The organism is Chryseobacterium rhizoplanae, from assembly GCF_900182655.1.
Taxonomy (GTDB): Bacteria; Bacteroidota; Bacteroidia; order Flavobacteriales; family Weeksellaceae; genus Chryseobacterium; species Chryseobacterium rhizoplanae.
Map to the genome: position 1 here is coordinate 17,163 of NZ_FXTC01000002.1, position 17,776 is coordinate 34,938.

The 17,776-nt window shown below is 35.8% G+C and carries 18 protein-coding genes; 4 read left to right on the forward strand and 14 right to left on the reverse strand.

Going from position 1 to position 17,776, the window contains the following annotated elements:
- Window positions 1–50: 50 nt before the first annotated feature.
- The 8 genes from FN817_RS05315 to FN817_RS05350 form a co-directional block, all read right to left on the reverse strand.
- Window positions 51–470 carry an OsmC family protein gene (locus FN817_RS05315; protein ID WP_047376627.1) on the reverse strand — a complete coding sequence of 140 codons (420 nt, stop codon included), beginning with the start codon at window positions 468–470 and terminating at the stop codon, window positions 51–53.
- A gap of 27 nt (window positions 471–497) precedes the next feature.
- Window positions 498–1,820, reverse strand: coding sequence for a DUF58 domain-containing protein (locus FN817_RS05320; protein WP_142717072.1), 1,323 nt, complete (start codon window positions 1,818–1,820; stop codon window positions 498–500).
- Between the two features lie 67 nt (window positions 1,821–1,887).
- Window positions 1,888–2,241, reverse strand: coding sequence for a four helix bundle protein (locus FN817_RS05325; RefSeq protein WP_142717073.1), 354 nt, complete (start codon window positions 2,239–2,241; stop codon window positions 1,888–1,890).
- 68 nt (window positions 2,242–2,309) lie between these two features.
- A complete protein-coding gene (locus FN817_RS05330; protein WP_185149896.1) occupies window positions 2,310–3,341 on the reverse strand; it encodes an AAA family ATPase in 1,032 nt (343 codons plus the stop codon).
- A 97-nt stretch (window positions 3,342–3,438) separates the two neighbouring features.
- Complete coding sequence (locus tag FN817_RS05335) at window positions 3,439–4,596, reverse strand: DUF4350 domain-containing protein (RefSeq protein WP_142717075.1); 1,158 nt, start codon at window positions 4,594–4,596, stop codon at window positions 3,439–3,441.
- 11 nt (window positions 4,597–4,607) lie between these two features.
- Entirely contained in the window at window positions 4,608–5,399 is a 792-nt protein-coding gene (locus tag FN817_RS05340) for a DUF4129 domain-containing protein (RefSeq protein WP_142717076.1), read from the reverse strand.
- Window positions 5,392–6,354 (reverse strand): DUF4013 domain-containing protein, encoded by a 963-nt coding sequence (locus FN817_RS05345; RefSeq protein ID WP_142717077.1) that lies wholly within the window; start codon window positions 6,352–6,354, stop codon window positions 5,392–5,394. The genes FN817_RS05340 and FN817_RS05345 overlap by 8 nt, the downstream gene beginning before the upstream one ends.
- Complete coding sequence (locus FN817_RS05350; protein WP_142717078.1) at window positions 6,338–7,321, reverse strand: stage II sporulation protein M; 984 nt, start codon at window positions 7,319–7,321, stop codon at window positions 6,338–6,340. The genes FN817_RS05345 and FN817_RS05350 overlap by 17 nt, the downstream gene beginning before the upstream one ends.
- Before the next feature lie 28 nt (window positions 7,322–7,349).
- Between FN817_RS05350 and FN817_RS05355 the strand changes: the two genes are divergently transcribed.
- Both FN817_RS05355 and FN817_RS05360 read left to right on the forward strand, forming a co-directional pair.
- Window positions 7,350–8,099: an RDD family protein gene (locus tag FN817_RS05355; protein ID WP_142717079.1), complete on the forward strand. Its 750-nt coding sequence runs from the start codon at window positions 7,350–7,352 to the stop codon at window positions 8,097–8,099.
- 118 nt (window positions 8,100–8,217) lie between these two features.
- Window positions 8,218–8,508 carry a GNAT family N-acetyltransferase gene (locus FN817_RS05360; RefSeq protein ID WP_002983358.1) on the forward strand — a complete coding sequence of 97 codons (291 nt, stop codon included), beginning with the start codon at window positions 8,218–8,220 and terminating at the stop codon, window positions 8,506–8,508.
- Here the strand turns inward: FN817_RS05360 and FN817_RS05365 are convergent.
- From FN817_RS05365 to smpB, 5 genes are all read right to left on the reverse strand, one after another.
- Entirely contained in the window at window positions 8,497–9,468 is a 972-nt protein-coding gene (locus FN817_RS05365) for a glycosyltransferase family protein (protein WP_142717080.1), read from the reverse strand. The genes FN817_RS05360 and FN817_RS05365 overlap by 12 nt on opposite strands.
- On the reverse strand, window positions 9,469–10,293 hold the full coding sequence (locus tag FN817_RS05370; protein ID WP_142717081.1) for a UDP-2,3-diacylglucosamine diphosphatase: 825 nt from the start codon (window positions 10,291–10,293) through the stop codon (window positions 9,469–9,471).
- Between the two features lie 57 nt (window positions 10,294–10,350).
- The gene (locus tag FN817_RS05375) at window positions 10,351–11,091 is read right to left on the reverse strand and encodes a YebC/PmpR family DNA-binding transcriptional regulator (RefSeq protein WP_047422445.1); all 741 of its coding nucleotides are present in this window, start codon (window positions 11,089–11,091) and stop codon (window positions 10,351–10,353) included.
- A gap of 95 nt (window positions 11,092–11,186) precedes the next feature.
- A complete protein-coding gene (locus FN817_RS05380; RefSeq protein WP_142717082.1) occupies window positions 11,187–12,698 on the reverse strand; it encodes an OmpA family protein in 1,512 nt (503 codons plus the stop codon).
- Window positions 12,699–12,775: 77 nt separating this feature from the next.
- A complete protein-coding gene (gene smpB / locus FN817_RS05385; RefSeq protein WP_045501613.1) occupies window positions 12,776–13,234 on the reverse strand; it encodes an SsrA-binding protein SmpB in 459 nt (152 codons plus the stop codon).
- Window positions 13,235–13,355: 121 nt separating this feature from the next.
- Between smpB and FN817_RS05390 the strand changes: the two genes are divergently transcribed.
- Entirely contained in the window at window positions 13,356–14,978 is a 1,623-nt protein-coding gene (locus tag FN817_RS05390) for an ABC-F family ATP-binding cassette domain-containing protein (RefSeq protein ID WP_142717083.1), read from the forward strand.
- A gap of 76 nt (window positions 14,979–15,054) precedes the next feature.
- Here the strand turns inward: FN817_RS05390 and FN817_RS05395 are convergent, their stop codons facing one another.
- Window positions 15,055–15,867, reverse strand: coding sequence for a M48 family metalloprotease (locus FN817_RS05395; protein WP_142717084.1), 813 nt, complete (start codon window positions 15,865–15,867; stop codon window positions 15,055–15,057).
- Between the two features lie 110 nt (window positions 15,868–15,977).
- Between FN817_RS05395 and recJ the strand changes: the two genes are divergently transcribed.
- The gene (gene recJ / locus FN817_RS05400; RefSeq protein WP_047422534.1) at window positions 15,978–17,690 is read left to right on the forward strand and encodes a single-stranded-DNA-specific exonuclease RecJ; all 1,713 of its coding nucleotides are present in this window, start codon (window positions 15,978–15,980) and stop codon (window positions 17,688–17,690) included.
- Window positions 17,691–17,776: the final 86 nt, after the last annotated feature.

A 17,776-nucleotide genomic window follows, 5' to 3' on the forward strand; every position in this document is an offset into this window, starting at 1 on the left:
ATAAAAAAGCCGGATATGTTATCCGGCTTTTTCTATTTTTAAATAAGAGATTAAATTTTTTCTCCGTTCACATAGACTTCGTATCCGATTTCTACATTCGGTTCTAAGGTTTTGGATACGGAACAATATTTTTCAAAAGAAAGTTCTGCTGCTTTCTGTGCTTTTTTAGGATCAATTTCTCCTTCTAAAAGGAACTTAACGTTAATAGATTTAAAAGGTTTTGCATCATCTACCTGTACCCTTTCTCCTTCAACCTCTGCCTGAAAGCCTGTAATGTTCTGACGCTGCTTCTTTAAAATAGAAACCACATCAATTCCGCTGCAGCCAGCGACAGCCATCAACACGCTTTCCATTGGAGAAACTCCTTTTGCTCCTGGCTGTGAAGTATTATCCAAAAGAATAGAATTCCCCTGCGCATTGGTACATTCAAATAAAAAATCGTCGTTTATTCTGTTAAGTGTAATTTTCATTGTGTATTGCTTATTGCTTCTGCAAAGTTATAAAATTCCTCTCGCTTTTATCTCCAGATATTTATTGATAACATCGATATTCAAATTTTCCGGAAGAGTATATACCGTATAAATTCCATATTTGCGGAGTTCCTGAATGATCAGTTTCTTTTCAAATTCAAATTTTTCAGCGATGATCTCATCGTAAATTTCCTGCATATTTTCAGGATTCTTATTGATGAGCGTCTGCAGTTCTGAGTTTTTGAAAAATACAACTACCAGTAAATGGTTTTTAGCAATACCACGAAGATATTTCAACTGTCGGTTAAGCCCGTCCAATGTTTCAAAGTTCGTAAAAAGCAGAATTAAGCTTCTTTGATTGATGGAATATTTTACATCCTGATACAAACGGTTGAAATCACTTTCAAAAAAATCTGTTTTGATATTATAAAGTGCTTCAGAGATTTTTTTCAGTTGACCTGATTTATTATCAGCGGCAATTTTATTTTCAGCTTTTTTAGAAAAAGTCATCATACCGGCTCTGTCTCCTTTTCTCAAAATAATATGAGACAGCGCCATGGTTGCATTGATGGAATAGTCCAGCAAACTTAATCCATTGAAAGGCATTTTCATGGTTCTTCCTTTATCAATCAGCATAAAAATACGTTGTGCTTTTTCATCCTGAAACTGGTTTACCATTAAACGGTTCGTTTTGGAAGTTGCTTTCCAGTTGATCGTTCTGATATCATCTCCAGGGACATATTCTTTGATCTGCTCAAACTCCATGGTGTGTCCCAGTTTTCTGACCTTTTTAATTCCACCCAATAAAAACTCACTTTGAATGGCCATCAGTTCATATTTTCTGAGATGGATAAATGATGGATAGGAAGGTAAGACAGCATCCTTCTGGAAAATAAATCTTTTTGAGATCAATCCTAACGGTGAGGATGCGTAAATATTCAGTCCTCCGAAATGATATTCTCCTCTTTCTTTAGGTTCTAATGAATATTGAAAGAATGTATTCGCTCCTGAAGCAATCTGTTTTTCAATCAGAAAATCTCTTTTCTGAAACTGGAATGGAATTTCATCAATAATTTTAGCATCTATGGTAAAATTGTAATTATTTTTAATATCAATTTTAACAAAATTCTCATCGCCATTGGACAATTTTTCCGGCAAAATTCTCTGAACCTGTAATGCATTCTTTTGATTAAAAAGCAATAGGAAATCTACCATTGTCGCCAAAAAGCAGATCAACAGTGCAATATGGGCTGCCCACATCAGCACCGGAAAGAAAAATGCCAGGACATACAGAATCCCCACTCCGATGAGTGTAAAAAAGAAACGTGTATTGATGTATAAGTTTTTCATTGGTTAGGTTGCAGGTTGCAGATAAAAGGTTTTAGGTGGACGTTTATTAGCTCTATCTCTTTCATTATTATTGTTGGAGAGAGTTTATTAAGCCATTCAACATCTTTGATATTTCTATAATCCCCTGATTTAATTTTAAATACTCATCTTCGCTTAAAAAATTGAGATTTTTTGAAATAATTAATTGTGTTTCTACTTCTGCACAACTGCCTCTTGATATTTTTAAAAATTGCAGATAATCAGGTTTACTTCTTCTTGAATTCTCCTCTGCAATATTGGAGGGTATAGAAATGGCGGCTCGTCTGATTTGTGATATTAATCCGTAGATTTCATCCCTAGGAAAGGCTTCTGTAGTTTTGTAAATTTCAGTAACAAAATCAATAGACTTCTGCCAAACTAAAAGCTTTTTAAAATTCGCCATATATACTAATTTTGTTTTTTAAACATTCACCCACTATCACCTGCTACCTGCCACCTATTAGCTACTCCCTATCTTGGAATCTCTATTCCTTCTAAAATCTGGCGGATAATTTCATCTGCGGTTAGACCTTCCATTTCTCTTTCCGGAGATACGATTACTCTGTGTCTTAAAACAGCATAACTTGCTTCTTTAATATCTTCAGGAGTCACAAAATCTCTTCCTCTCAGCGCTGCAAATGCTTTTGAGGCCGTAAGAAGTGCTAGTGAAGCTCTTGGCGAAGCGCCCAGATATAAGAATTGGTTTTCTCTTGTGTTGATGATAATCTTAGCAATATATTCCATCAGCTGGCTTTCCACAATGATTTCCTTTACCAGATGCTGGTAGTTTTTCAATTGTTCAGCTGTGATCACTCGGTTTACTCCTTCTGTTTTATCTTCTTTTTTGCTTTCGTGCTGATTTTTAATAATCGCTATTTCCTGCTCAAGATTCGGATATCCTACATTGATTTTAAATAAAAAACGGTCTAGCTGGGCTTCCGGAAGTCTATACGTTCCTTCATGCTCTATAGGGTTTTGTGTAGCAATAACCAGGAAAGGTTCTTCCAAAATATAACGGATACCATCCATCGTAATTTGCCTTTCTTCCATGACTTCAAATAATGCAGACTGTGTTTTTGCAGGCGATCTGTTGATCTCATCAATCAGGATGAAATTGGAGAAGATAGGTCCTTTTTTAAATTCAAATTCTGAATTTTTCACATTGAATACAGAAGTTCCCAAAATATCGGAAGGCATCAGATCCGGTGTAAACTGAATTCTGCTGAAGCCTACATCAATTGTCTTAGCCAGTAATTTCGCAGTAATCGTTTTAGCTACTCCGGGAACGCCTTCAATCAAAACGTGTCCGTTCGAAAGTAAGGCAGCCAAAAGATGTTCAATCATCTTCTCCTGTCCTACGATTACTTTTCCGATTTCAGATTTTACTTTCTCTAAGCTTGCACGAAGTTCAATCATATCGATTCTCGACTGAAACTGCTCTTCCTGTTTATTAAGATTGATAGAGCTTTGGTTTTCTATATTCGGGTTATCAAAGTTTTCCATAATACATTTTATTTGGTCAGTCTGACAATGAACAACGGTATTCCTTTGAATTATCGTTATCAGCATTGAAAAACTGTTATATCGTCAGGTTGTTATATTATTTAAATATTTCATCAAGGAGCTTATTGATCCTTGTAAGATCTTCTTTCATTACACTGGCATAAGGGTCCTGCCCTTTTTTGATAAGTACTATAGCTTCATTAATCATCTCCATGGTTTTTCCGGTTTTCAAATGTAGTTTTTTTGCAAATTCTTCATCTAAATTCTGAGTATCTATCAACAGATCCATGCGCACTTTATTTAGAAAATACTGGGATTTCTTTGCCATCATATCATGAAAATCACCTTCCTGAAGATACAGATTTCCAATACTTTTTACAAAATCCAGGGAAGTATTCCTCAGAGGCTCTGTTACCGGTACTATTCTCTGTTTTCTTTTGGCATTAAAGAAAATGAAAAGGATAAATCCTCCCAAAAATACCCACCACGCATACTTTAAAGCCGGATTCGACAATACAAATCTCATGAAGAAACGTGATGCAGAACTTTTATTGGATACAAACCAAAGCGTTTCTCTATCCGGAAGATATGAAAATACATCCTGTGCATATTTTACGTTTCCGGGTTTCAGAAGATAATAATTGGTCAGAAAAAGAGGTTCAGTATGAGCGTAAATATGTCCTTTCCCAAACTTTACTTTGATAAAATTGGCCTGATCTGTATTCTTTTTTTCCACCGTTTTCCCAAAGACTTCAACGTTAGGTTTAATAAATGAAAAACCTCTTCCTGAAGGAAATTTATCTAATGTAACAAAATCATTCTGATATTTTTTGTCAGTAAGCTTCAGCACATTTTCTTCTTCAAAAGAGATTTCGGAATCATAATATCCGATACTGTCTGAAATTTCTTTCGGCATACGGGACACCATTAGAAAAGCATCCGAACCTTCAGATACCTGTGTCAGGATTTTATTCCAGGATTCTTTGTCAAAATTATTTTCAATAACGACAATATTGTGTGGATTCTTTTTATGTTGATTATAGTATTCGTAGGGAATCTGTTCAATCTTCTTCAGATTATTTTTAAAAAGATTTTTAGCTTCATTATTAAAAACAAATAGTCCGAACGGAGACTTTTCATTGATATCAAAATTCTTGCGCCAGTCTGTCGTTTCTTTTTTGTTAACTTCAAGCAATGCCAGAATAATCATCACAATGATGAAAATTGCAGCATATGTTTTGAAAGTTTTATTCATGGTTACTATTGTTAGGGTTTAAATGCCTGATATTGATTTTTAAATTTCTGATAGCTCTGTTCTTCAATACTGAATTCTCCATACCAGACATAATCAAAAATATAAGACAGATTAGAAAAGTCATTTTTCAGATGAGGGGCTTTCAACTCTATGGCATAATCCTTATTGGTTTTTTCCGGATTCCAGTTGATCAGCTTTTTGTCACTCAGCTTTTTAAGAATAAACAGGAACTGGTAACGGACTGCCGAACGATAATCTCCTGCCATTTCAAATTTAGCGATACTTTCAGGGAAATTGATTTCATGGATATTTTCATGGAGTTCCTGCACATTGAGATCCAGCTTTTTATTCTTTTTACCAAAAAGAAAGTTCCCATCTTTTCCCATGATATATTTAATGATGAAATATAACAGAAAACCTACCAGTATGATCGCAAACAGACGGATAAGGATTGCGGTAAATTCCCCCGATTTTGTCAATGCTGTTTCCCCGAAAATTCCTTGTATAATTTGATTGAGCTTCCGAATCAGCTTTTGAAAAAAAGACTCTCTGGGCTTTGATACGGAGTAGTCGAATTCATTTCCTTTATATCTTGACGGAATATTTTCTTTGAATGTTTTCGGATAAGCTGTATTCTCAGATACCGGATTTTTCATCAGTACAGAATCTGCACGCAGCATATTTCTGTAATGCCCGGTTGTATAGAGTGAATCTACCAGATCATCGGAAGTGGGATTATCATCCTGAGCCTGAACCAGCCCAAGAGAGAGAAAAAGCAATATGAAAAGAAAAATTTTACTCATTGATTCCAATAGTGTCTATTTCTGCAAGTTCTGCTTTCTGGTGAAGATCTGTTCTGCTGTCATAATACATCAATCCTGCATTCACATACATCAGGTTGGAAAGAAAAAATGATATCAGCATTGAAACTCCATAGAATACAAAAAACAAAATTCCTGCAGCTCCGGTAAAAGGGTTCTGCTCAAAATTCCCGTCAGGCGTAGAAGTAAGAAGCGATCCGTAAAAGAAGATCATCGGAATAAATGTGAATATAGATGTTATCATATAAACAATAATAAACATCACAAATGCGGATCCCCAATATTTCCAAAAGGGGGATTTCTCACTCCCGTTCGGATAGGAAAACTGCGATCTTAATGCGTAGCTCAAACTTTCCCAGAAACCTCTGTTTGAATTAAAATAATCATACATCAGGAATGTAGTAAAGTTAAATATCGTAGGATAAAGAAGCAGTATCAAAAAAAAACCGATAATAATAAAGATCAGGATATAAGAAAATCCTACTATAAACAAAATCGCCGGTGTGACGATAAAAATCATTCCAAGGCAAAGCTTCGCGATTCTTCCTGCATTGCTTTTAAAATCATTCAGGATTTCATCCGTTTTTATCTTCTCTGCTCCCTGTGCAATTCTTTTTAAGTAAAAAACCGGATACAGGTAATTGACAATCATCAGAACCATGAAAAGCAGAAAAGTAAGTATTCCTACTGTAATCAGCATGCCCGCATTATCTGAAAAATACTGTTCAAAATAATACGTTTCTCCACCAAGATTGGACGCGAATATTTGTGAAAAGAGTTCTTTATACCCGAAAATCACAACGGTTACCATTAAGATCAAAAGCAGACCATTGATCAGAATATAGTTCTTAAAATAATTCTTCCCGTATAATTTGAAAAAATTGAAACTGTCACTGATAAAAGTTCCAAAATCTCTTTTTTTATAAAATTGTATCATGGATGTGTTTATTAGTTTTTTTGTAAACAATAGACGGATACACAAAATAGTAAAATCCGATAATTGCCAGTGAGCCAAAAATAATCATAAGGTTCAAAATTAAAGGCATCTTCAAAGCATGCCTTGTAACATAACCTTCTATAATTCCTGCACAAATAGTGAAGGGAATAGTACTTAAAAATATTTTAAATGAATCTTTAAATCCTTTTTTAAAAGAGTTAAACCTTGAAAACGTTCTCGGAAATAAAATTGATGCTCCCAGAATCAATCCGCACATCGCTTCCACCACCATGGCAAAGATCTCAAAAACTCCGTGAAGCCATATGCCTCTTGCACTGTCTTTCAAAGCTCCGTAATCATAGAAAAAATACTGGAAAGCACCCAGCATCACACTGTTGGAAAGCAAAGCGAATAAAGTTCCTACCCCACCTGCAATTCCGTAAATATACAGTTTCGCTCCAACCTGAATATTATTAAAAATAATCCCGATGGTACTTCCCCATGTGCTGCCACTCTGGTAAACTCCTACCGCATTATTATGCTTAATATTTTCAATGGTTTCATTCACATAGCCTTCTCCCAGAATAATATTGACAAAATCTTTATCATAAATGGCAGAAAGCACACCTATTGAGGTAAACAAAATAAAAAAGAGAAATGCATACATCAGATACCTTCTGTACTGATACATCAGCAATGGAACTTCAGTTTTGAAAAAATAAACCAGCCTGTTTTCCTCTACTCTTTTTGTTTTATAGATCTTCTGAAAAATCTGGGCAGACAAATGGTTCAGGTAAACTGTGGTGTTACTTTTCGGATAATAGGTCTGGGCAAAAGAAAGATCATTGATGAGATTTATATATAACGAAGACAGGTCATCAGGATTTTTTTTAATTTTCCCTTGAATAACCTGTTCTATTCCCAACCATTTTTCTTTATTTTGTTTAATGAAATAAACTTCTCTCATAATTGTTAAGGCTAAAATAATAAAAAATATGTCTCAAATTGCGATAAATACCTCACAAAATGTAAATATTAATTTTAATATTGCAGGCGTAGGAGAAAGGATGCTTGCCTTCATAATTGATCTTCTGATCAGGATCGCTTATGTGGTGATTATCCTGTATTTATTCTTCAATATTCTTGATCTGGGATATTTATTAGATGGCCTTGATGAATGGTCCATAAGAGCGGTTTATCTTATCCTTACTTTTCCTATTTATATTTATCCGCTTGTATTGGAAAGCTTAATGGAAGGGCAGACACCCGGCAAAAAACTAATGAAAATCAAAGTGGTAAAGATTGATGGTTATCAGGCAAGTTTTGCAGATTATATGATCCGTTGGGTGTTCAGGATTGTTGATGCATCCTTTGCCGGAGTTATAGGACTGATCTCTATGATTGTTTCTAAAAACAACCAGCGTTTGGGTGACATTGCTTCCGGAACCGCTGTCATTTCCCTGAAAAACAATATCAATATTTCGCATACAATCCTGGAGAATATCCATGAAAATTATATCCCTTCTTTTCCGCAAGTTATTGCTTTGAGTGATAATGATATGAGAATCATCAAAGATAATTACACCAAAGCGCTGAAAGTAGATGACCGCCAGATCATCAGTAAGCTGTCTGAGAAAATTAAAAGTATCCTGAAACTGGAAATTGATGCTACTAAAATGACGGAAAGACAGTTTATCAATGTGATTATTAAAGATTACAATTATTACACAGGGAAAGACAGTTAATAGTGCCAAACGTCAATTTTGCTTAACAAGTGAATTGGTAGTATCGTAATTTACCATTGCTTATTACTTATACAAAGGTCGGTGCAATTTTTGTATGTTTAACCTAAAGTTCAGAATCATGAAATTTGAAAACAATAAATCCGGAAACGGCGGGGTTCTAACCCTAAACAACGAAATAAAAGAAGTAGGCAGACTTACCTATACCATTTTCCCTGAAGATCATAAACTGATTATTTCATTTGTTCTGGTACATCCTGAATTTGAAGGCAGAGGAATGGGTAAATTTTTAGTGGAAGAAGCCATCAGGTTTGCCAGAGAAAACAATTGGAAAGTATATCCACACTGTTCCTATGCAAGATCTGTGATGATGAGAATGAGTGATGTAGACGATATATTTTTAAAGAATTAAAACTTCATTAAGCAAGATATCTTCAATATCATCCGGGTAATCTACTTTCAGATGATGGTCAGAAGCTACCCACTCCATAATTTCCTGAAGATCTAATACTTTGGAATTAGGGATTCCCATTTTATCAAGGGCACATGCATTACATTCCTGTTCATACTGATTGTGAATAGGAATTACGAACAATTTTTTATCCATAAACAATGCTTCTGCCGGACTTTCAAAACCTGCGTTGCACAAAATTCCTTCACAGCCTTCAAAGTATTTCAGGTATTGCACTTCATCAATAGGAAATATTTCTACATTCTTTACCTTAACCCGCACTTTGCTGTATTTTGAAAACACTTTCCATTCCACAGGAATGTTTCTTAAAACCTTAATGATGTTTTCATCCGCAAAGCTGGGAAGATAGACAAGATAATATCCCTGTTTATAAGGATTAAGATTTCTGATTTTTCTTCTGATCACCGGTTTTTTAATCTGAGGATGGTAATTCTCAAAATGGAACCCTATTTTTCTTTCACTGGGAACATAATATTTTAAAATCATTTCTCCCAGAAAGTCTTTTTTCTTTGGTTTGGGTGTTTCCGGAAAGCTCATGGAAGCCTGATGGCTCAATTCTATCATCGGAAGCTTTTTCAGTTTGGAAGCCCAGCCTGTCAAAGGTTCATAATCGTTAATGATTAAATCATATTGTGAGAGTTCCAGTTCCCTTATTGTTTTGGCTGCTTCAAGGAATTTATTTTCGGTAAACGTTTTCCGGTAGGATAAACCGCCTGTTTTATTATAAAGAAGAGAAATACCTCTATATTGGAAATTGATGTCAAAATCAGCCTTTAATTGCGACTGATGTCCGCTGATCAATGTATCAACAGATGCATATTTTTTGAGAAGAGGAATAATTTCCTGTGCTCTGGCAACATGACCGTTCCCAGTACCCTGGAATGCATACAAAATCTTCATCTAGGAAAAATTGGTTACGATTTTTAAAAGAGCAGAATTATCCATTTCCTGAATTTCTTCCACTTCCTCATCTTTCAGCAAGTGTTTATGCTCATCATAATAAAAAATTGTCCATTCTTTATCATTGTATTCTAAAGCAGAGAGATTTTCAATCCAGTCCCCCGAATTCAAATAGGTGCAGGATCCTTTTTTATTAACAACCTCACGGATCTGTGGCTGATGGATATGTCCGCAAACTACATAATCATAATTATTGTCAATAGCCAGTTCTGAAGCTGTAAGTTCAAAATCACCGATATATTTCACTGCTTTTTTCACATTGTTTTTGATCTTTTTGGAAAATGAGTATTTCTCTTTACCCATTTTTTCTAAGAACCAATTTACAACATTATTAATAATAATAAGGAGATCATAACCTTTTCCGCCAAGTTTGGCGATCCATTTTGAGTGCTGGACGGATGCATCGAAAACATCACCGTGAAATATCCAGGTTTTTTTCTGATCAATATTCAGACAGATTTTATTACAGACTTTAAGTTTTCCTAGTTCAAAATCTGTGAACTTTCGAAACATTTCATCATGATTACCCGTGATGTAATAGACGTCTGTGTTCTTGGTCGCCAATGAAAGAATCTTTCTGATTACTTTCAAATGAGGTTTAGGGAAGTAAGACTTTTTAAACTGCCAGATATCAATAATATCACCGTTCAAAACTAAAGTTTTAGGCTGGATAGAATTGAGATATCTCAACAATTCTTTAGCCTTACATCCATAAGTTCCCAAATGAACATCCGATATAACAACTAATTCAACGTTTCTTTTCATAGTTTTGTACAAAGAAACTAATTGAAAGTTAACTGTATATGAATGCTATATTATTTTTTATAAAGAGTCCATCAGCTCTTCTGTGATTTCCATATTGTGGTAAACGTTTTGAACGTCATCATCCTCTTCGAAACGCTCAAGCATTTTCATGTTAGCTTTAAACTGCTCTGCATTTACTTCTTTTGTATTGTTTGGAATTCTTTGAAGTTCCGCACTCTTTGCCTCAATTCCCAGATCATCTAATTTGTGAGATAAAGAACCGAAATCTTCAAAAGCAGTTGTAATCATTACTTCTTCCTCATCTTTTTCCACATCTTCTGCACCACCATCAATCATTTCCATTTCAAAATCATCCCAATCCATTTTGATCTGAGCAAGATCAATGGTGAAAATTCCTTTTCTATCAAAGATAAATGCCAATTCACCATTTTTCCCAAGGTTACCATCAAACTTGTTAAAAACAGCTCTCACGTTCGCTACAGTCCTTGTTGTGTTGTTTGTAGTACATTCTACAAAAAAAGCAACACCACCTTGCCCGTAACCTTCATATGTGATTTCTTCATAGTTTTCCGCATCAGCACCGCTCGCTTTTTTAATCGCACGTTCTACGTTGTCCTTAGGCATGTTTGCCCCCTTCGCATTCTGGATACATCTTCTCAGGGCCGGATTGGCTTCCGGATCTGTTCCACCAGCCTTTACAGCCAATGCAATGTCTTTACCTATTTTGGAGAATGTTTTGGCCATTTTATCCCATCTGGCCATTTTAGAAGCTTTTCTATATTCAAATGCTCTTCCCATTTTAATTTTTAAATTTCCAACAAAATTACTTAAAAGTCAACAAAAAAAAAATACCCCCAATTAAATTGGAGGTATTCATTATTTAGAAAAATTAATTATTTTTTCTTTTTAGCAGCAGCTTTTTTCTTAGCTGGAGCTTTTTTAGCTTTTTTCACTACAGTCTTCTTCTCTACAACTTCTAGATCAGATTTCTTAAGTGCATCCCAAGCAGCACCGTTGATAGCCTCAACAACTACTTTTCTGTCAACCATTCTTTCAGCGTCAGAAGCTTTTTCAGAAACAGTAGCGTCTCTTTCACCAACTCCTACAGATTTTAACTGATTACCGCTAACACCTCTAGCTTCTAGAGCACCTACTACTGAAGCAGCTCTTTGTCTAGAAAGTTTCAAGTTGTAAGCATCAGCACCTTTCTTATCTGTGTGACCAGTTACTAAGAATGTACCGTCGTTAGATTGCTTAATGATTGTTGCAGCTTGATCTAATTTACCGCTAGATTCAGGTCTGATAGTAGCTTTATTGAAATCAAATAAGATATCTTTAAGAGCACCTGTAGCTTCTTTAGCGATAACATCTTTTGGCTTAGGACATCCATTGTATTCAGGAAGACCTGGAACAGTAGGACAAGCATCATCTTTATCTAAGATACCGTCACCGTCTGTATCTGGCCAAGGACAACCGTTGTTTTCAGCAGGACCTGCTACTGTTGGACAAGCGTCATCTTTGTCGATTACACCATCACCGTCTGTATCTGGCCAAGGGCATCCGTTGTTTTCAACTGGACCTGCCACTTCTGGACATTGATCGTCTTTATCTGGAACTCCGTCACCGTCAGTATCAGGACATCCCTGGAATTCTGGTAAACCTGGAGTATCTGGACAAAGGTCATCTTTATCTAGGATACCATCCTTATCTCTATCTCTGTTTCCAAATCTGAATAAGATAGAAGCAGAAGCTTGCCAGAAGTTAGCCACTGTAGAGTTGTCACCTGGAGTTGATACATAATCTCCCTGAACACCAAGACCGAAGTTCTTAGTTACCCAGAAGTTAGCACCAGCACCTGTAGCTACTGTAAAGTGATTAGCTTTACCGTTTTCGTTACCATCCTTACCATTAACAACAGTTTCGATTGGATTACCGTTAGCGTCAACAGATGTTCTAGGGAAAGTAAGAGCTGTATAGTCATGTCTTAAGTAGTTAGCACCAACTCTTAAATATGGATCAAACCAAGATTCTTCGTTCCATAAAAGACCTGCAGCGTGAGCCTGGAAACCAAGACCTGTCATTAGGAAAAATTCTTTCCCCATGTTGAATCTTTTGTTTTCAACGTTCCCAACAGAAGTCTGCCAGTCAATTACTAAACCTTTACCAACATTTCTAGCAACTGTTAACTTAGATAATGGAGGAGTAATAGAGAAGTTGTTCACATTGAACATACTCTTCGTCAAATTGTTAGCAGAGAACGTATTACTGAAGTTACCTCTTGCTGCTACGTGGTTTTCAGCATGAGCACCAACTCCGATTAACCACGGATTGTTGGTAGTCTGTGCGAAAACAGTAGAGGCAACAGTAAGCGCCAATGCTGAAATTCCTAATTTTAGATTTTTCATAGAATTAAATGATTAAATAATTGATAATGCAAAATAAATATAATTTTTCTTTATATACAAAGTTTTTCAAATGATTTTTAACTTTTCTTTAATATTCTGTCCAGGTTCCGTTTATTTTCTCTATCTTTTATCGCCTCTCTTTTATCGAAAAGCTTTTTCCCTCTACCCAGCGCTATCAGCACCTTTGCTTTACCTCGATCAGTGATATATAATTTTAAAGGTATTATGGTGTTCCCAGCATCCTTTAACTTTTTTTCAAGTTTTTGTAATTCTTTTTTGTGCAAGAGCAATTTCCGTTCCCTTTTTGTTTTGTGATTGTAAAAAGTACCTAATTTATACTCATCAATCATCATGTTAATGATGTACAATTCCCCATCAATAAACTGACAGAAGGATTCTGTAATGGATGCTTTGGATGAACGTAAAGATTTTATTTCGGTACCCGTCAAAACCATTCCTGCTTCATATTCTTCAAGAATTTCATATTCAAAACGGGCTCTTCTGTTTAATATGCTAACTGTTTTCTCAATCTTCATCATTTTAAAATTTCGTTAATGAAATATATAAAAAATACCATACAATTAAAAACTTGACTATTATATTATTACAAAATACCCAAATTCTTTTCGTATTTTTGCGCCAAATTTACAAAACTATATGTTAACAGTATCTAACTTATCTTTACAATTCGGGAAAAGAGTTCTTTTTGACGAGGTAAATATTATGTTTACCAAAGGAAACTGCTACGGGATCATCGGAGCAAACGGTGCGGGAAAGTCTACATTCCTGAAAATATTAACAGGAAAGCAGGATCCTACAACAGGACATGTATCTCTGGAACCAGGGAAAAGAATGTCAGTTTTGGAGCAGGATCACTTTGCTTATGATCAATATACTGTTCTTGAGGCAGTTTTAAGAGGTAATAAGAAATTATTTGAGATAAAAGAGGAAATGGATGCGTTATACGCAAAAGAAGATTTCTCTGACGAAGACGGAATTAAAGCCGGTGAATTAGGTGTAATTTATGATGAAATGGGAGGTTGGACTGCAGAATCTGATGCACAGACCATGCTTTCAAACGTTGGAGTAAAAGATGACATGCACTGGCAGATGATGAGCGAACTTGAGAACAAAGACAAAGTAAAGGTTCTTTTGGCTCAGGCTCTTTTCGGAAATCCGGATGTGTTGATTCTGGATGAGCCTACCAACGACCTTGATATCGATACAATCTCATGGCTGGAGGATTTCCTTGCAGACTATGAAAACACGGTAATCGTGGTATCTCACGACCGTCACTTCTTAGATACGGTTTGTACGCATATCGGTGACCTGGATTACGCTAAACTTAATCTTTACACAGGTAACTACTCTTTCTGGTATCAGGCTTCTCAATTAGCAACAAGACAAAGAGCTCAGGCTAACAAGAAAGCTGAAGAGAAGAAAAAAGAACTTCAGGACTTCATTGCAAGATTCAGCTCAAACGTTGCGAAAGCAAAACAGGCTACAGCAAGAAAAAAAATGATCGACAAATTAAACATTGACGATATTAAACCATCTTCAAGAAGATATCCGGCTATTATTTTCGAAATGGAAAGAGAGGCAGGTGATCAGATTTTAGATGTAAAAGGTCTTGAGAAAACAAAAGATGGAGAATTGCTATTCTCTAATATTGATTTGAATCTTAAGAAAGGAGACAAAGTAGCCGTACTTTCTAAAAACTCTTTAGCAATTACAGAATTTTTCGAAATTTTAGCAGGAAATGTAGAAGCTGACAAAGGAACTGTTGCATGGGGTGTTACAACTAACCAATCTCACATGCCTTTGGATAATACCAACTTCTTCCAGGAAGATCTAAGCCTGGTTGACTGGTTGAGACAATTTACAAAAAATGACGAAGAGCGCCACGAAGAGTTTGTAAGAGGATTCCTTGGAAGAATGCTTTTCTCAGGTGATGAGGCTTTAAAATCTTGTAAAGTACTTTCCGGAGGTGAAAAAATGAGATGTATGTTCAGCAGAATGATGCTTCAGAAAGCAAATGTTCTTTTATTAGATGAACCTACCAACCACTTAGACCTTGAAAGTATTACCACGTTGAACAACTCTTTATCGAACTTCAAAGGAAATCTTTTGTTAGCATCTCATGACCACGAAATGCTTTCAACAGTCTGTAACAGAATCATTGAACTGACTCCTGCAGGAATTATCGACAGAGAAATGACTTATGACGAATATCTTGCTGATAAAAAGGTAAAAGAACTAAGAGAAAAAATGTATTCTTAATCGAACAACATTAAAATTTATATAAAAAAACCTCAAAGCAGTGCTTTGAGGTTTTTTATTGAAAATATATAATTAATTATTTCGTAAGTTTTGCAGTAGGCAAAGTTACCGTTCCCGGATCTTTCCATAACCCGTCTTTCTCAGCTCGTTTTTTAATAGATTCTGCCCTTTTGTTACTGTCAGGGTGAGAATTGAACATTTTTTCAAAATTCGTTTGTGTACTTCCTTCTGAAAGCAGCGCTAACTTTTTGAAAGCTGTATAGGCCCCTACAACATCATATTTATTAGCTTTCATAAAGTCGTATGAGTAGGTATCTGCTTCTGATTCCTGTTTTTTGCTGTGTGAAGCATCCAAAAATGCATTAGCCATCTTTCCTACCTGGCTCTCATTAAGAGTAGCTACAGCAGAAGAAGCTGATGATGCAGCATCTAGTGCCGCCGCTTTCAGATAAGCAGATTTCATGGCATCTTTTGTATCCTGATTTTTCACGTGCCCGATCTCATGTCCGATAACAGCAAGCAATTCATTGTCTGTCATGATATCCATCAGAGAAGAGAACACCCGTACACTTCCGTCCGCACAGGCAAACGCATTGATATCTTTAACTTTATAAACTTTATAATTCAAATTCAGACCGTCCTGAGATTTGTGTTTTCCAAACAATTTGTTCAGTCTCACAGTGTATGGGTCTTTAGGTCCTGCTACGGCATTATTTTTATCTATCCAGTCTACTGATTCTTTGGATAATTTAACCGCATCTTCATTCGTAAATGTTAGAGCTTTTGCACCATTTGAAACCATTCCCGCAGCTTTCCCGAGGTTAATTTTTTGTGCATTAATCGAATACATAGCCCCAAATAACATCAGGCATAGCGTAATTTTTTTCATAGTCATTTAAAATTTTGGAGCACGAAGATAGCCTTTTTTTAACAATTATTAAGTCGAAACTTCGTTCCAGTTCTTTCTGGAATGCTATTTTTTTTCCTTATTTTTGTGAAATGAGTCAAAAATGGATTTATAAGCCTGAACCCGATGAGGAAGTTGTGGACAGACTGAGTTCGTCACTTGGTTTTGGTACTTTTGAATCTAAAATCCTCGTTTTAAGAGGGATTGACAATTATCAAAAGGCCAGAGAATTCTTCAAACCAAACCTTAACGATATACACAATCCGTTTTTAATGGCAGATATGCAAAAAGCTGTAGAGCGTATTGCAACGGCTATTGAAAATGGTGAAAAAATATTGGTCTATGGTGACTATGATGTGGACGGAACCACAGCGGTTGCTCTGATGTACCTTTATCTCAGCAAAATTGTTGAGAAAAAATATTTAGACTATTATATTCCTGACAGAAATTCTGAAGGGTATGGAATTTCTACTGAAGGAATTGATTTTGCCAAAGAAAATGGATTTTCATTAATCATTGCACTGGATTGCGGAATAAAGGCGATTGATATGATCAACTATGCCAAAAATCTGGATATAGATTTTATTATCTGCGACCATCACCTTCCGGGTGAAGAAATTCCTGATGCTGCGGCTGTACTTGACCCTAAAAGAACTGACTGCCGATATCCTTTCAAAGAACTTTCGGGATGTGGTGTTGGCTTTAAGCTTTGCCAGGGATTAAATACAATTTATAAATTACCGGAAGCGGAATTATTTGAGCTTACTGATCTTCTGGCCATTTCTATTGCTGCCGATATTGTTTCCATGACAGGTGAAAACAGAGTACTGGCTAAAATGGGATTGAAAACCCTTAGAAAAACCAGAAATCTGGGATTAAGATTGCTGATTCCTGAGGATAAACTTTCTCATTTTGAAATTTCAAATATTGTTTTTGAAATAGCTCCTAAAATTAATGCAGCCGGAAGAATCTCTCATGGTAAAGCAGCCGTAGAGCTTATGGTTTCTGACAATCTGAAACATGCCAACCAGATTGTAAGCGACATCATGAACCTCAACGACGAGAGAAGAGAGCTGGATATGAACTCTACTCTTTCTGCATTGAACCAAATTATAGAATCTCAGCAGGAAACCAAGCACACAACCATCGTTTATCATCCTGAATGGAATAAAGGAGTGATTGGTATTGTTGCTTCCCGACTTATTGAAACGTATTATAAACCTACCCTGGTATTTACTGATGGTAATAACGGGGAAATGGTAGCTTCTGCAAGATCTGTTTCTGACTTTGATGTGCATGAAGCTCTTGATATGTGTTCTGAATATTTCCTGAAGTTTGGAGGCCACCACGCAGCTGCCGGACTTTCTATGGAGAAAGACAAGTTTGACGCTTTCAAGGAAAGGTTTGAAAAAATTGTTTCTGAAAAAATCAAAGACCATCAAAAAGAACCTTCCATTGCTATTGATACTGAAATTACAGTTGATGAAATCAACAGAGAGTTTATCAATTTCCACAGAAAACTGGCTCCATTCGGGCCTCACAACATGAAACCTATTTTTACATTGACCAATCAGAAATTGTCAGGTTATGTGAAAACGATGGGGAAAGATAATAACCATCTGAAGTTTTATATCAAGCAGGAATCTACAGGACGAAATATTGAATGTGTAGGATTCAAGCTAGGACCATTTGTTGAAGATTTTAAAAATAAAAATTTTGACCTTGCTTTTACCCTTGAAGAAAATCACTGGAAAGGTAACGTCACTCATTATCTAAATATTAAGGATGTGAAATTCAGGGATTGATAGAGGCAGCAGGATTTAGTTTGCAGGTAATAGAAATCAACTATCCCCTGTAAATCTTTAAAAAAAAATCCTGAGTCAATATTTAT

Excerpts from the sequence above, each read along its gene's own strand:
- FN817_RS05335 (WP_142717075.1), bottom strand. The coding sequence starts at position 4,596 with ATGAATAAAACTTTCAAAACATATGCTGCAATTTTCATCATTGTGATG.
- FN817_RS05345 (WP_142717077.1), bottom strand. The coding sequence starts at position 6,354 with ATGATACAATTTTATAAAAAAAGAGATTTTGGAACTTTTATCAGTGAC.
- FN817_RS05330 (WP_185149896.1), bottom strand. The coding sequence starts at position 3,341 with ATGGAAAACTTTGATAACCCGAATATAGAAAACCAAAGCTCTATCAAT.
- FN817_RS05380 (WP_142717082.1), bottom strand. The coding sequence starts at position 12,698 with ATGAAAAATCTAAAATTAGGAATTTCAGCATTGGCGCTTACTGTTGCC.
- FN817_RS05315 (WP_047376627.1), bottom strand. The coding sequence starts at position 470 with ATGAAAATTACACTTAACAGAATAAACGACGATTTTTTATTTGAATGT.
- FN817_RS05360 (WP_002983358.1), top strand. The coding sequence starts at position 8,218 with ATGAAATTTGAAAACAATAAATCCGGAAACGGCGGGGTTCTAACCCTA.
- FN817_RS05320 (WP_142717072.1), bottom strand. The coding sequence starts at position 1,820 with ATGAAAAACTTATACATCAATACACGTTTCTTTTTTACACTCATCGGA.
- FN817_RS05355 (WP_142717079.1), top strand. The coding sequence starts at position 7,350 with ATGTCTCAAATTGCGATAAATACCTCACAAAATGTAAATATTAATTTT.
- FN817_RS05325 (WP_142717073.1), bottom strand. The coding sequence starts at position 2,241 with ATGGCGAATTTTAAAAAGCTTTTAGTTTGGCAGAAGTCTATTGATTTT.
- recJ (WP_047422534.1), top strand. The coding sequence starts at position 15,978 with ATGAGTCAAAAATGGATTTATAAGCCTGAACCCGATGAGGAAGTTGTG.
- FN817_RS05370 (WP_142717081.1), bottom strand. The coding sequence starts at position 10,293 with ATGAAAAGAAACGTTGAATTAGTTGTTATATCGGATGTTCATTTGGGA.
- FN817_RS05375 (WP_047422445.1), bottom strand. The coding sequence starts at position 11,091 with ATGGGAAGAGCATTTGAATATAGAAAAGCTTCTAAAATGGCCAGATGG.
- smpB (WP_045501613.1), bottom strand. The coding sequence starts at position 13,234 with ATGAAGATTGAGAAAACAGTTAGCATATTAAACAGAAGAGCCCGTTTT.
- FN817_RS05365 (WP_142717080.1), bottom strand. The coding sequence starts at position 9,468 with ATGAAGATTTTGTATGCATTCCAGGGTACTGGGAACGGTCATGTTGCC.
- FN817_RS05340 (WP_142717076.1), bottom strand. The coding sequence starts at position 5,399 with ATGAGTAAAATTTTTCTTTTCATATTGCTTTTTCTCTCTCTTGGGCTG.
- FN817_RS05390 (WP_142717083.1), top strand. The coding sequence starts at position 13,356 with ATGTTAACAGTATCTAACTTATCTTTACAATTCGGGAAAAGAGTTCTT.
- FN817_RS05395 (WP_142717084.1), bottom strand. The coding sequence starts at position 15,867 with ATGAAAAAAATTACGCTATGCCTGATGTTATTTGGGGCTATGTATTCG.
- FN817_RS05350 (WP_142717078.1), bottom strand. The coding sequence starts at position 7,321 with ATGAGAGAAGTTTATTTCATTAAACAAAATAAAGAAAAATGGTTGGGA.